Origin of the sequence: Adhaeribacter pallidiroseus (assembly GCF_003340495.1) — a bacterium.
GTDB lineage: Bacteria > Bacteroidota > Bacteroidia > Cytophagales > Hymenobacteraceae > Adhaeribacter > Adhaeribacter pallidiroseus.
In genome coordinates this window covers 694,342-709,390 of record NZ_QASA01000001.1, presented here as the reverse complement: position 1 = coordinate 709,390, position 15,049 = coordinate 694,342, and the positions used below count along the sequence as shown (strand labels likewise).

General features: G+C 39.2%; 7 protein-coding genes. 3 read left to right on the top strand and 4 right to left on the bottom strand.

Annotation, left to right across the window (positions count from 1 at the left end):
- The first annotated feature begins 34 nt into the window (after positions 1–34).
- Positions 35–958, top strand: coding sequence for a DUF2382 domain-containing protein (locus tag AHMF7616_RS02605; protein ID WP_233507287.1), 924 nt, complete (start codon positions 35–37; stop codon positions 956–958).
- Positions 959–1,040: 82 nt separating this feature from the next.
- Here AHMF7616_RS02605 and AHMF7616_RS02600 read toward each other — a convergent pair whose 3' ends face one another.
- On the bottom strand, positions 1,041–3,824 hold the full coding sequence (locus AHMF7616_RS02600; RefSeq protein ID WP_158546079.1) for an Ig-like domain-containing protein: 2,784 nt from the start codon (positions 3,822–3,824) through the stop codon (positions 1,041–1,043).
- Between the two features lie 1,099 nt (positions 3,825–4,923).
- On the opposite strand from AHMF7616_RS02600, the gene AHMF7616_RS02595 reads away from it, so the two are divergent.
- Entirely contained in the window at positions 4,924–6,486 is a 1,563-nt protein-coding gene (locus AHMF7616_RS02595; RefSeq protein WP_115371465.1) for an ADP-ribosylglycohydrolase family protein, read from the top strand.
- Between the two features lie 923 nt (positions 6,487–7,409).
- On the opposite strand, the gene AHMF7616_RS02590 is transcribed toward AHMF7616_RS02595, so the two are convergent.
- The 3 genes from AHMF7616_RS02590 to AHMF7616_RS02580 form a co-directional block, all read right to left on the bottom strand.
- Complete coding sequence (locus AHMF7616_RS02590; protein WP_115371464.1) at positions 7,410–8,240, bottom strand: tetratricopeptide repeat protein; 831 nt, start codon at positions 8,238–8,240, stop codon at positions 7,410–7,412.
- Between the two features lie 4 nt (positions 8,241–8,244).
- Positions 8,245–8,814 (bottom strand): RNA polymerase sigma factor, encoded by a 570-nt coding sequence (locus AHMF7616_RS02585; RefSeq protein ID WP_115371463.1) that lies wholly within the window; start codon positions 8,812–8,814, stop codon positions 8,245–8,247.
- A 519-nt stretch (positions 8,815–9,333) separates the two neighbouring features.
- Positions 9,334–10,959 (bottom strand): M48 family metalloprotease, encoded by a 1,626-nt coding sequence (locus AHMF7616_RS02580; protein ID WP_115371462.1) that lies wholly within the window; start codon positions 10,957–10,959, stop codon positions 9,334–9,336.
- 296 nt (positions 10,960–11,255) lie between these two features.
- Between AHMF7616_RS02580 and AHMF7616_RS02575 the strand changes: the two genes are divergently transcribed.
- Entirely contained in the window at positions 11,256–14,867 is a 3,612-nt protein-coding gene (locus tag AHMF7616_RS02575; protein ID WP_115371461.1) for a CHAT domain-containing tetratricopeptide repeat protein, read from the top strand.
- The last annotated feature ends 182 nt before the right edge of the window (positions 14,868–15,049 follow it).

Genomic DNA, 15,049 nt, shown 5'->3' with positions numbered 1-15,049 from the left:
TCATTTTAATGTTTAATTTAATTACCTTAAAATCATGGCTTTAAACGATAATAATAACAACAATCAACTGCTGGAACTAAGTGACAGCGATTACGAAATTGCCGAAGGTCAACCGGATATTCGGGGTTGGGATGTGAAGGACCGTCAGGGTAAAACGATTGGCGAAGTAGATGAACTTATTTTCGATCCGCAATCGCTAAAGGTACGTTATTTGGTACTTGACCTGGAAGACACCAGCATGTTAGATACCGATGACAATGATGTGCTTATCCCCATTGGAATAGCCGAATTACACGAGTCGAATGATGACGTAATATTGTCTAACCTGGATGCTTCTCAATTAAGCTCCTTGCCTCGGTATAAAAAAGGCATGCTAACCCGCGATTACGAAGATTCCGTACGGAATGCTTTTTCCGGAATAGGAACTGGAGCCGCCTTGGCCGGTGCTGGAGGCGATGACTATTATAATCACGATTTTTACAACGAAGATAATTTTTACCGCAACCGTCAAGCTGGTGCCACTACAACCGCCACCGAAACAGGTGCTATTCCGATTATAGAAGAAGAACTACACCTTGGTAAACGGGTAGTTGAAACTGGAGGAGCCCGCTTGCGCAGCCGCGTTATTGAAAAACCAGTGGAAGAAAGTATTAACTTGCGCGAAGAACATGTGCATGTGGAGCGTACTCCAGTTAACCGCCCCGCCACTGAGGCCGACTTATCTAACTTCCAGGAAGGAGAAATTGAAATTACTGAACACGCCGAAGTACCGGTTGTAGCTAAAGAAGCTCGGGTAGTAGAAGAGATTTCGCTGGAAAAAGAAGTGGAAGAACGGGAAGAAACCATCCGAGATACTGTCCGCCGTACAGATGTAGAAATCGATAATTTGGATACCGATGTAGATTTAGAAAATAGGCGAACTACGGATTTAGATAACCGCCGTTCTACCGATTTATAGTTAAACAAACCAGAATAAAAAACGGCCACTCTATCTGGAGTGGCCGTTTTTTATTCTGGTTTGTTTGTTTAAGGAAGCGAATTTATTTTTTACAGATTAATTTTAAATTTTGAACGCTTTTTGGAGTGCTGAGACGAATGGTATAAATACCACTTTCTAATTTTTCAGCGGATAAACTAACCTGAACTTTTTCGCCGGCTTGAGCAGTACCTGTAGGTAAAGTTTGTACTTGTGTTCCGTTCATATCGTAAACGGCGATGCTATAGGTAGTAGTTGTGTTATAGGTAAACTCGATAGTAGCTTGTTGCTGAAAAGGATTTGGATAAGCATTTAAGCTAGCTTGCGTAGTTGTAGCGTTGGTTACCGGTTCGCTAACGTTAGTAGCCGGTACACCCGTAGTTCCGGTTTCAAGTGAAGTTAAGGGAGTGGTTGTAATTTTTTGAACTGCTCCGTAAGTTGTTCCGACCAAGTTAGTAGCATAAGCGCGAGCGTAATAGGTAATACCTGGTTTTAAGTTACTTAAGGTTGTAGTAAACGATCCTTCTCCGGCACCCATTAAAATTTTCGCGCTATTAATAGATGGTGCGGTGGCGGTAGCGCTGTACACAATACCTCTTGCTACTACTGGGCTACCTCCACTGGAAGTAACATTACCACCTAAACTTACCGTAGAAGCAGATAATACCGTGAAAGGAAGATTTACCACCTGCGGAGCCGTGATGGGGGCAACGTAAGTAATAGTAAATGTAGAAGATGCCAGATTTTTGTTGGTAGCGGCATCGGCTACTACGCCGGCCGGAACGTTGAGAGAAATCACAGCGGATGCTCCTCCGGCCACATTAACCGGTTTAATATATAAAGTGTAGTATTTGCCACTTCCGGAAAAGGTACCTTTTGTAGCATTGGTTACCGTAACGGCAGCAGCAGTAAAGTTGATTACCTCTTCAGAAAAATTAATTTTTACGGGAATATTATTAGTACCAGTAGGACTGATTACGGTACTGCTAAAAGAAACCGTTGGCGCTGATTGATCTAAAGTAATATTATCAGAAACCGATGCAGATACATTACCCGCGGCATCGCGTACTTGTAATTTTATCCACTTGCTGCCGCTACCGCTTGATAAGGTCCAGGTTTTAGTAGCGTTTACTGGCTCCCAAGCCGACCATATTATATTATCGTCGTTATCGTAAAAACGCATTGAGGTAGCATCCGGAGCAGTAATCGTAAGCGTTGCTTCGTTCTGGTTAGTAGTGGCTGCATTGTTATTTATTACCAGGCTAGCGACCGGAATTGTTTGATCAATTGTAAATTGTACAGCAGTGGTATTACCTGCTACATCGCTCGCTAATAAATTATATACGCCATCTGCACTAACCAAGGTACCGCTTACATAAGCTTCGTTGTTTAAGGTTGCTGTTCCGCCGCTATAAGTAATAGTTTTATTTGTTTTATAAATTCCGTTATTGGCTATACCATTTACAACAGGGGCTGTAAAGTCCAGGTTAATGCATAATGTACTACTAAAAGCACTAATTAAACCATTATTATAGGTGGCAGTAGCCGCCAGATTCCGGTTACCGGCTGCTAAAGCTGTTGTAAAAGTAAAGCTCCAGTTACCAATACTATCAGCTATTGTGGTGCCGGCACTTTTTCCATCAACATAAACAGTAATCAGAGCTTTTGAGCCGGCTATACCGGTTATAGTTGGTAAAGCTACATTCGTGATATTGTCAGTGGCACTGGTTCCTTTATCGCTATTAGTTGTTAAATCTAATTTAGTGGGAGCTTTTGCGGTCACTACCAGAGTAGAAACATCAATTTTTAAGACCGTTGCTGCCCGGGCCTTTGCGCCATCCGCAAAGGCAACGTACATTAAACCAGTATCGGTAAGGGCAAGAAAAACATCATTAACGGCTCCGGAAGTAAGATTTGATGTACCAATTTCTTCCCATTCTTCACCAATCAAACGTTTTACTTTTGTCTGACCCGGATTGCCCATTCCGGCAGCACTTTCCCGGTAAGCCACGTATAAGTTATTATTGTTATCGATTCCTAATGAGGCAAAATATACCCACGAATCAGAAAAGTTAGAAGCACTTACTTCTTCCCAGGTGGTACCATTAAATTGTTTTACTTTAGTTACTCCTAATTTATTAATAGCTGCGGCTTGAAATTCCCGGAAGGTGATGTAAGGAATGCCATTAGGAGCTATGTTAATGGAAAGATCAAAGGCTGCACCAACGGCTATTCCGCTGGTACCCACATTTACCCAGTTACTACCATCCCAGCGCTGTACGGCAGCTTGTCCGTTTTTAGTGATATCAGTAAATGCTACGTAAGGCGTATTTTTTGGATCCAGAGCTAATGCTAACTTTTCAGTTTGTGGCAAAGGAAAGCTACCGGTACCTACTGTTTGCCAGGTAGCACCATTTAATTGTTTTACCCAGCCTTTACCATTCTCCGTGAAAGCGAGGTAAGGTGTACCCGTTGAAGTTAATACTAATCGAAGTCCGTTCGGATATTTGTTTGTTTGCAGTCCTGTACCAACTGCAACCCAATTGGTTCCGTCAAACTTTTTTACACTTAATTGTCCATTAGTGGCATTATCCGTGTAAGCTAAGTAAGGAACATTATTAGCATCAACCGCTAGGGCTAATTCACCAGCATAATCTACCGAAATACCTTCGGCACCTACTTTCACCCAGTGTGCTCCATCAAATTTTTTAACTGTAGCCCGGCCGCTTAATAATCCGTTTGAATAAGCTACATAAGGGGTACCATTCTTAGCCAAGGCAAAGACCAGATTAGCCCCTCTTCCACCGGCAAGCTCTGTTGAATTTACATCTAACCAGGTCTGCGCCACACTATCATTAGTAAAAATCAGACAAAAAAGGCTAACTAAATAAATCAGAATTGTAGAAGTTTTTATCATAAAATAAAGATTACAGTAACACGCTTAAATTTATACCAACTATTTTTTTGTACTTTTATTTATATTACAAATGTATCAACTGGTATTTAAAGTATGAACATGGAGGTTATATTAAAAATTAAAAAACAATTATATTAAAAATATATAATACATAAAAAACAAAAAAGTACAATTTATACAAACTTGCCACAAATAACTAGACCTTAAAAAAACGGCTTTTATCTACACTGATCAGTATTTATAAGATATTTACAACAATTTTACAGTGAAGCATACTTTATTAAAATACCAAACACTTATTAATTTTTTAATTTTAATATAATTAAATACAGCTTTTATTAAAAAGTAAATATTACCAGACACTTTTAAGCATTTAGTAAATAACCAATATCAACAATTTAAACATAATAATAACATAATTGCACAATTCAAATAAACCCCGATGAAAATAAGATGTTTAAAATATTGCAACTAAAATGCAAGACATATTTATTTTTGAATGAGTGGGAAAATGCACAATGGTAAATAGGTTTAGCAAAGAGCAGCTATTTGTTTAACCTATTTACCAAGTAAAGAAGCCCCAGCTTAAAGTATTTTTAAAATTTACTCCGGCTCAGTAGCATTTCAGGGAATTACTTGATATAAAAATACCTCGAAAAATTGCTTGCAGTTAAGCAGCTAATTTTAAGTTAAGCTAAGTTGCTTATAATGAATAGGAATGTCTGAAAGTTGAAATTACAGCATTTTATTCCCGACCGGGACAATTATCTTAGTAAATCAATTTAAGCCAAGCACTTTAATTAAATTCTTGGTCGGTCAACTTTATAGCGGAAGTAAATTGATTTCTTGTTTGTAGTTTGAATTAAGCAACACGCTCTTTACACTAACTCTAGGTATAAAAAGCATTCCTTTAGCTGCTCTATTTCATCTATAAAAGTGTAAAGGCTGTTGAATAATCATACGCCTGTCTGTTTTTTAAATTTTTACTAACCATTGTAACAAAGTTGTATAGCTTAAAACGTACTGACATATGAACAAAACCTTTGTAATCTTATTACTACTCTGTTATAGTAGCGTCTTTTCCCAAACATTTAAATCAGGCAATGGCCCAACTAGTAGTTCTAATCACAAAACCATAACCCTTACGAAAGATGCTTTACAAGATAAAATTAAAGGGGGCTGGGCTGGTCAGACTATTGGGGTTACATACGGCGGCCCTATGGAGTTTCGCTACAATGGTACGCTCATTCAGGAATATCAACCTATTGTTTGGTACGATGGATATCTGAAAAAAACCATGACCGAAAATCCTGGTTTGTACGATGATATTTACATGGATCTCACCTTTGTGGATGTGTTAGAAAAAGAAGGTTTAGATGCGCCGGTGAGTTCTTTTGCTAAATCGTACGCTAACGCGGGTTATGCCCTATGGCACGCAAACCAAGTTGGCCGGTACAATATTTTACACGGTATAGCCGCACCGGAGTCCGGTCATTGGTTAAATAACCCGCACGCCGATTGTATTGATTATCAGATAGAAGCCGATTTTGCTGGCCTGATGTCGCCGGGCATGCCTAATACCGCTTCCCAGATAAGCGATAAAATTGGGCATATCATGAACTACGGCGACGGTTGGTACGGTGGAGTTTACATGGGCGCTTTGTATACGCTTGCTTTTACTTCTAACGACATAAAATATATTGTAAAAGAAGCCTTGAAAACAATTCCGGCTAAAAGCAATTACTATCAATGTATGAGCGATGTAATCCGGTGGCACGAGCAATACCCTAACGATTGGAAACAAACCTGGTTTGAGGTACAAAAAAAATGGACCTCCGATACAGGTTGCCCGGATGGCATTTATAAACCTTTTAATATTGATGCTACCGTAAATTCAGCGTACGTGATTATTGGTTTACTCTATGGAAACAGCGATTTCGGGAAAACAGTGGAAATTGCTACTCGCTGCGGACAAGATGCCGATTGTAATCCATCCTCGGCGGCCGGTATTTTAGGAACCATGTTGGGTTACAGCAAAATACCCCCGTACTGGAAACAAGGTTTAAAAGAAGTCGAGTCTTTAGATTTCAAATATACTACCATGTCGCTGAATGAAGTTTACGATATAGGTTTAAAGCATGCTTTACAACAAATAACCAGCAATGGTGGCAAAGTAGTGGGCAACAACGTTACAATCCAGCTGCAACAACCTCAACCCGTGCGTTTAGAACAAAGTTTTGGGGGCCATTTTCCGGCTAAACGCTTAAACGTTAATAAACCTTTAAAAGATGAGTATACTTTTACTTTTGATGGCAACGGCTTTGTAGTAACCGGCGAAACAGCCAAATGGGATTCTAAATCGGAGTACGTATGTAAAGCAGAAATATACCTGGATAACAAACTGCTGGAAACCGTAGAACTACCCACCAGCTTTACCGGCCGCCGTCCTGAGTTATTCTGGAAATATAAACTACCGAATGGCCAACACAGTGTAAAAATTAAATTACTTAATCCCACTCCGGAAAACACCTGCCAACTAGGAGATATTATCACCTATTCTGATAAGCCCATGCCAACGGTAGCAGGTAAATAAAAATAAATAGGGCCGTACTCCATCTATTTAAAAATTTAAAAAAACTTGGCTATTAATAGAACAGCCAAGTTTTTTTAAATTTTTAAATAATTAATGCATCAACTACCCAAATAGAGACATAAACAAGGCTTTGCTTTATCTTATTATTTAAGAACGGTTGATGCATCATTAACCAGTTAAAATAATTTGATACTGCCGCTACCGGCTTGTTTGCTACTAGATAAAAAGGCGCTTATCTGGGAACAACCCAGGCATTTAAACCATCCGGCGGCATGTATCATCTGAGTTCAAATGGCATGTTTTTTTAAATTTTAAACCCTCCATGCTGGCCGCTCTCCGGTCGGTACTATCCAATCGCCATCTTCTTATTCCACGGAGTAAGATACACCCCTAAGGATGAGCGTTACCATAGGCTATTTTGGTAGGTAGTCCAGACTTTTGTTCGTAACCTTCTGCGCAGATGCTAAAAAACGGAACTACGGAGAGCGGCAGCATTACTAGGATTAACCAGGTATTTGTAAAATATAGTGCTCCAGGCAATGCCTCCTAAACCTTACTAAGGTGACAGATCAAAAAAACTTTATTTTGATATTTCTGCAAGTTTACAAGCAAACCAAGCACAATAGTTGATTCCGAAGCATTTCCGTTTATAGATTCCGGTAGCGCCAGGATTGTTACCCTTTTTTATTGATTTTTTGCCCGAAAAAATAAATTTTAGATGAAATAAGCCGTTTGTGTCCTTGGGTGCAGGTTCCAAGGCGCTGGCTGAGAAGAAAAGGTTTAATGAAAAATTGTCAAAAGAATAAAAAAGAACGTCATTGATTTAACTTACGCGAAGCTTTTATTGAGGCAACAATCAGGCAATTGCATTTGTAAAAAGCCATCTGTAAGTGAGGAAATACCCATTTTTATAACACTTTATTCTACAACTTTTGCAACCACTCCGCCGCTTCTTTGCTTCCTTCGGCATGCGTTTTTACTACTTGTTGCAGTAGTTGTTTAGCTTCTTTTTTATCGCCTGGCTGGTTCCGCAGCATTAAAGTTACTGCTTTCAGGAAAAGGGCAGAATTGTTTTCTAGGTCCGGGTTATTGGCTAGTTCATCAAACTCCCGCAAGGCTTGATCATACGCCTGCGTATGCAGGTAAACGAGACCGGTGTACTTTTTAACGTTTTTATCATTGGGATATTTTTTTAAAACTCCCCGAAAATAGCCCAGAGCGGTATTAAATTCCTGATTATTATAAGCAGTAATGCCAATGGCCAGGCTATCCTGATTGGTATCTTTCGCGTGGTGCTTTCCGGCCACACCAAATTGCAGCGTGTCGTCCGGCACACTCACCGTTTGGCTAATTTGTTGTAAATGCTCTTTCAGGTAAGCATCCGCCAGAACTTGCATGTTTTCTGCTGGCCGAAAAAAGGCAAAATAGCTAACCAAAACAAAAATTATACTGGCCGCAATAGCAGCAGCCATTTTAAAAATCCGATTAGAATATAAAGGAATTACTCTGGTGGCTGGCTGCGGTTCATTTTTAAAATATTCCTTATTTAAAGTGCTTAAGGTGTTTTTTAGAAGGTCATCCTCCAGCTTGTATTTTTCAAAGCCGCGCATATCTGCTTCAATAGTGCGGTACATCTTATAAGTATGAGATAGTTCTTTGTCCGAAGCTAAAGCCGATTCGAAAAGAGATTGATCTACCGGGCTCATTTCGCCATTTAAGTACGCCTCAATTTGCTCTAAATAATCTTGGTTCATATTTTTACCATTTCAATGAATTAAACTGCGGGGTTCGTTTTATTAGCCCGATTAATTTTTCCATGCAGCCTACCTTTTTTTTGCGGGCATACGCGTAAGTCATCTTTAATTCTTGCGCTACTTCCCCCATTGATTTACCTCCCCAGTTTAAGCGAAGCAGTTTAGCACAATCTCCACCTAATTCATCGAGTTTTTCATTCAATAAGTTCACCCGTTGCTCCTGCATCAGGCATTCTTCCGCCAATTTTGTATTATCTTCTCCTATCTCCAATCCTTCGTCGTCGGAAATTACGGGATGTGCTTTTTGTTTGCTTAATTCTTTTAGCCAAAGATTTTTACAAATAGTATAAATAAATGCATCGAAAGGACACGACAGAACCAGGTCGTACATTTTTGCTTTATGACAAATAGACAATAAAGCTTCTTGAAATATGTCCCCCGCTGCTGTTTCTGTCCCGTTATTTTTTAAAACCATCCATTTGATTTTACCGGAGAATTTTCGATAAATCTCTTTAACCAAGACTTCATCATTCGTTACTAATGCTTTTATATATTTTTGGTCTGAATGCTCCATCCAGCCTAAATTATATAAAGTTTTAAGTTAAAAAAAAGAAGGAGTCGAAATTATGAGGTTATTTCTGAGAATATTTTTTAGATTTATCAGACATTAAATTGCATGCTGCTTAGTTGTAAATAATTTTTGAGTTTATTTTAGAAACGGTTCTTAAAACTTCAATACCTTTTAATATTTGGAGTAGCCTTAAAGACCGTACTTGTATACATACTCCTTACTTCATAATTGTTACCTTACTTTTTTAAAAAATTAAAAAATAATTTTTAATATATAGTAAAGAAGCTTTTACTCTAATTGAAGCTTATTCTGTAAACTAAACGAAGCAAGAAGAAAGTTGTCATTTTAACAAACAACGACCGGCAAATAAACAGATACAACCCGTTTAGAAAGGTTGTTAATAATAGGGAGGTATATATTTCAGGAAGATTGATTAATGCGAATATGGTACAACTTCTTTCCGGGCACTTTTTTTTCTGTTTAATAATTTTTGATTGAGGAGAAATTATAAACAGTTAAAATTTAAAAAATTCGACCATAAACAAACCAGCTATTTACCCGATTACTTCTATCTATGATAAAAGCAATTTTATTATTGGGATAAACCAGATACTCCCCTTTAGCTCCCGAAAAAGAATAAGCCGGATCTCCGTATTTGCTTTTTAAAGTTTCCAGATGAGCACCTCGTTTTACCTTACGGGCTGTTTGTTTGGCGTAATTATCCTGCGTAAGATGCACCAGGTAGTTCCGGGTACCATTTTGAATTCCTAATTGAGAATAGTCCTTTTGCTCATTCCATTGAACAACCAGGTGCGGCGTTTTGCTAATACTTATTCGGGAGGCTTGTGCCGGCAAGGACGTGTTAGTGATGGGGGCGCCTATTTGTTCTTTGGCAACGGATTTTACAAAACCACTGGCCGACTCTTCTTCCGCAAACCAACTTCTCATCCAGGTAGTTAAAGTCCCGGCCAAAGATTCATTTAATTTATTAAACAGTTCCAGATTATACTTTCCCTGGTAGGCTCCTTTCTGGAAAGCTAATTCAAAATCGGTTTGCGCTTTACTTAATTGATTATCTTTATGATAAGCGATAGCCCGGATGGAATAAGCATTGCCGGTTATATTGCTTGGTTTTAGCTCATTAATAACACCAATGGCCGCTGCCTGATTTCCTTGTAACGAATAAATACAAGCCAGATTAATATAAGCGGGTACATAAGTAGGATCAATCTCCCGAGACTTTTCGGCATATTTGCGGGCATCGGTTAACAATTGCACATATTGCTTATCGCTCACCTCGCCGGGTAGGGCGCGCCTTAAAGAGGCCAAACGACTTTGCGCATCTAACTCTACGGGGTACACAAAACTTGACTGCTCTTGGCTCGTGTATAACCATAAGGCTTGCTGCAGTTTAGCCGCTGCCAAATTATTGATAATCTCCCGGCTTGGGAATTGATTTACCAGGTAATCAAAGCACATGGCCGCCGATTCAAATTCTTGCATTAAGTAAAGAAATAAACCGGCCTTAAAAACCGAAACCATTTTAATGGCATCCTTTTGCTTAGCGGCATAAATAGCTTTTCGGTTTTCTTTGGTGGGATAACCCTCTAAAACGTTTGCCAGATTAAAATGCTGATAAATTAAATCAAGGATGCGCGGAAACACCCGCCCGGTTGCAAAACCGGACAGTTCGCCGTAAAAGCACCCGTAAAAATCAGCTTCCGATTCAAACTGTTGGATGCTTTCTTTCGGAATTTTATTATAGGACTGACTAATACCAAAAGTAAAATACCATTCGTGTTTTTCGTAATGGTGGGCCAGTTCATGACTGAGTAAAACGGCCAAAGCGTTTAATGAATCACTTTGTAGCTTTAGGCATAAATCATAAACCTCTTCATCTATTTGCACTACCGGTTGGCTGCCGGGCCGGTATTGGGCAATAATTTGAGGCTTCTTCAAGTTACGCGCAATTATTTCTAACCGGGGTTGCGGACGGGTATTAGCAAATGCGTATGTCAAGCGATCAAATACATGGCGGGTTACCTGGTATTTATAGGAAGTGGTGGGCAATAACTCTTGTCCATATCCCTTTACAGCTAAGCCATAAAATAGCAGCAAACTACTTATAATTTGGCGGAGATTTATCATGTTAGTATTTCTTGTTTTAAAAATACATCGGGTATTCCTTAGTGTTTTCATCTGCTTTCCCCTATTATAGATTAATGCCGCTTTGTACAGATTTCTTATAAACAACGGAAAGATAATTAGGAGAAAAACATTATGTTTTTACCGCGTTTTTTAAAATATCTGACTTAACTTCAGTAAATTACAAATAATATTAAATTTATAAGGTTTTATAGTCATTCGCTACAGAAATGGTCATTTCCTTATTATTTAGATTAAAGTTTTGAAGATATTCATTCTTACGTATCCATTCTGGCCAGATGAAAGCTTCTTTAGTAATAATCTTTGTTTTAATGTGTTTAGGTATACAGGAGGTGCAGGCACAGAACCAGCTTAAAGAAAAGGCTATTAAGCGTGCGCACCAATTGTATAATCAAGGCTTAAGTTTACAAGAACAAGGAAAATACGGGAATTCTATCGTATATTTTAAAAAAGCCTCAGAATTGTACCGGGAGCACCAGCAATGGGCGAAAAAAATAGATTGTGACAATGGACTTACTTATAACCTATATTCCATGGGTAAGTACAACGAGGCGCTGGACCAGGCAAACCAGACTTTACTGGAAACCATTGCGAAGGTCAAAGAAGATTCAACTAAAACGCTTTATTCCTACATTAATTTAGGTCATGTTCTCCTGGTTAAAGGTAACCACAACAAAGCGCTGGAATACCAGCAAAAAGCCTTGCGCATCCGGCGCTCGGTTTTTGGTGAAGATCATCCGGAGGTAGCCGATTCTTATCACTTGGTAGGTAATGTTTATTTCGGAAAAGGAGAGTATCCCAAAGCTTTGGAATATCACCTAAAAGCATTACAAATCCGGCGCGCTACTTTAAATGAAACGCATGTGGGAATCAGCAATTCTTACTATGCTATAGGTAATGATTACTTTATTACCGGGCAGTACGATAAAGGACTGGAATACCACCTTAAAGCACTCCAAATCCGGCGCGCTGCTTTGGGCGAATTTCATCCGGATGTAGCTAATTCTTTTAACAGCATTGGGAATAACTACCACTATAAAGGAGAATACGATAAAGCTTTAGAATACCACCAGAAAGCCTTGCAGATCCGGTGCTCTATTTTAGGCGAAGACCACCCTAGTTCAGCCGGTTCCTACAACAATATCGGCAACGTTTACTTCAACAAAGGAGAATACGACAAAGCGCTGGAATACCACCAAATTGCTTTACTTATCCGGCGCTCGGTTTTAGGCGAAAATCACCTGGATGTTGCCGATTCTTATCATTTGTTTGGCAATATATACGGTGATAAAGGCGAGTACGATAAAGCCTTGGAATACTACCAGAAAGCGCTGCAAATCAGAAGCGCTGTTTTAGCCCAAACGCATCCCGGTATAGCTAGCTCGCATCAAACAATAGGCAGTATTTACTTTTTAAAAGGCGAATACGACAAAGCTCTGGAGTACCATCAAAAATCATTGCAGATCCGGCGTTCTGCTTTAGGGGAAGCCCACCCCAATGTAGCCAACTCGTACAACGATATAGGAAATGTTTTCGAGGCAAAAGAAAATTACGAGAAAGCATTGGAATATTACCAAAAAGCTTTACAAATCAGGTGTGCTGTATTAGGGGAAAAACATCCTAAAGTAGCTGATTCTTATTACAGTTTGGGCAATGTGCATCAAATTAAAAAAGATTTTCAAAAAGCCCTGGAATACTACCAGATGGCCTTACAAATTAGGTGCGCCGCTTTAGGTGAATCGCACCCCAGTGTGGCCGATACGTATAACCAACACGGTATCTTGTACCAAGCCAGCGGGAATTACCAGAAAGCCACCGAATACCATACAAAGGCTCTCCAGAGTTATTTAAAATCTTTGGGTAAAACGCATCCCAATGTTGGCGATACCTATAATTATTTAGGTAAGGTATATTTGCAAAAAGGCGATTACCCAAAAGCATTAAAGCACTTTCAACAAGCCATGCTGGCGAATGTACCCACTTTTCAAGATACCCTTATTGCGCATAATCCTGCATTAAAAAGCCAAGCTACTACTTTTTTAAATTCTAAAACTTTACTTACTTCTCTTCAGAAAAAAGCAGAAGTTCTGGAGAAGTTATTTGACCAGTCCGGCAAGATTACAGACCTACTCTTGGCTTATCACACCTCCTTTACCGCCGATTCGTTAGCCAAAATTATTCAGCGCAACCAGGAAAATGAGACCGATAAAGTTGCCTCCACTGCCAATACGGCAGCTTTATATCATCAAGCGCTTTCTTTATGTTTAAAGCTCCATCGCCTCACGCAGGAACAAACTTACCTGGATAAAGCTTTCTACTTTTCGGAGCAAGGAAAATCCGGCGTGCTCTTAGCTTCCCTAACTGAGTCGAAGGCCAAAATATTTGCGGGTATCCCGGACTCCTTGTTAAAACAAGATCAAACTTTACGTAACCAAATTGCCCAAAATACGCAGCGTTTAGCAAAAGAACTTAATAAAGGTACTGAAGCAGATAGCACGAAGCTATTAACCTATCAAAATCAATTATTTGACGCCAATCGCCAAAAGGAAAACTTGGTTAGCCAGTACGAAAGATTTTATCCAAAATATTATAATTTAAAATATCAACCATCTACCGTTACGCCGGAGCAATTGCAGCGTAAACTTAACTCCAGTTCGGTTGTGTTAGAGTATGCGCTTAAACCCAATGTTCTTCAAATATTTATCTTGGGTAAAAGTTTTTTTGAGGTAAAATCTATTCCCCTGGATAGCCTCTTTGACCGGCAATTAACCGCTTTTAGGGATGGCATTATTTTAAAAGATCCGGATCTTTACCAACAAGTAGCTCATAAACTCTACAAATTACTATTACCGCCGGCTATTCCGCGCCATATAAAATCTTTAATTATTATTCCGGAAGGGAAATTAGCCTCTTTTCCATTTGAGGCATTGCTCACGCAGTCCGGCAAAGTTAATTTAAACAAAACCCGTGCGTACCTGGTGCACAAATACCACATTAGCTATGCTTATTCCGGACGGCTGCTGTATGAACGATTAAGCCATCCGGAGGAAAATTCTAAGAAGCGGTTGTTAGCTCTGGCGCCTGTTTTTGCTGATTCTGCACTTGCTAAAAATTTACTTTCTACCCGCCTTAAAAGTCATCTTCCTATTTCTGTTTTGAGAAGTAAAAATACTGTCGGCCTAAATACTGACTATACAATTCTCAATTCTGAATCAACCAGTAATGCCTTTCAAAAATTTGAGCCTCTTACGGCAAGCAACTTTGATTTACCAATTATTACCGAGAAGATTCGCCGCAGTTCAGTGCTTGAGGGTGGGTACGTAACGCCTTTAATTGCCTCGGAAAGGGAAGTTAAAACAATAGGGCAGTTATTCCGGGCCAAAGGAGCTAAAACCCAGCTATACCTGTACCATAAAGCCACCGAAGATCGGGTTAAGAGCCCGACGGTTTCTACTTATAATTATATTCATTTAGCTACGCACGGTTTTGTTAACGAAAATTTTCCGGAACTATCGGGTTTACTGCTTTCGCAAGAAAACACCAGTCATGAAGATGGAATACTGTATACCGGGGAGATTTATAATTTACATTTAAAAGCCGATTTAGTCACGCTTTCGGCTTGTGAAACTGGTTTAGGAAAATTAGCCCAAGGGGAAGGAGTAATTGGTATTACCAGAGCCTTATTATTTGCGGGCGCTAAAAACGTATTAGTATCTTTATGGAAAGTATCAGATGAATCTACCGCTGATTTAATGAAATACTTTTACCAGGCACTTCTCTCGGGCAAGAACAAAACAGAAGCGCTCCAAACGGCTAAACGCAAGCTTGTACGAAAGAGTCAGCATAAATCGCCCTTTTACTGGGCGCCCTTTATTTTAATCGGTCAATAAAAATTATTGTTCTGATCTAGTCAAAGCCTTGCTAATTAGGCCAGATTAGCCTGTTAAATTAAATTCCAGAGAAGAGCCACTTACCAGATAAAACCGGTAAGTGGCTTTTTTTAAAATTTAGAATAATACGGGCTTTGTTGAGGTTGGTTAATTTAAGGTGAGTTCGAGATAAAAATAACTAA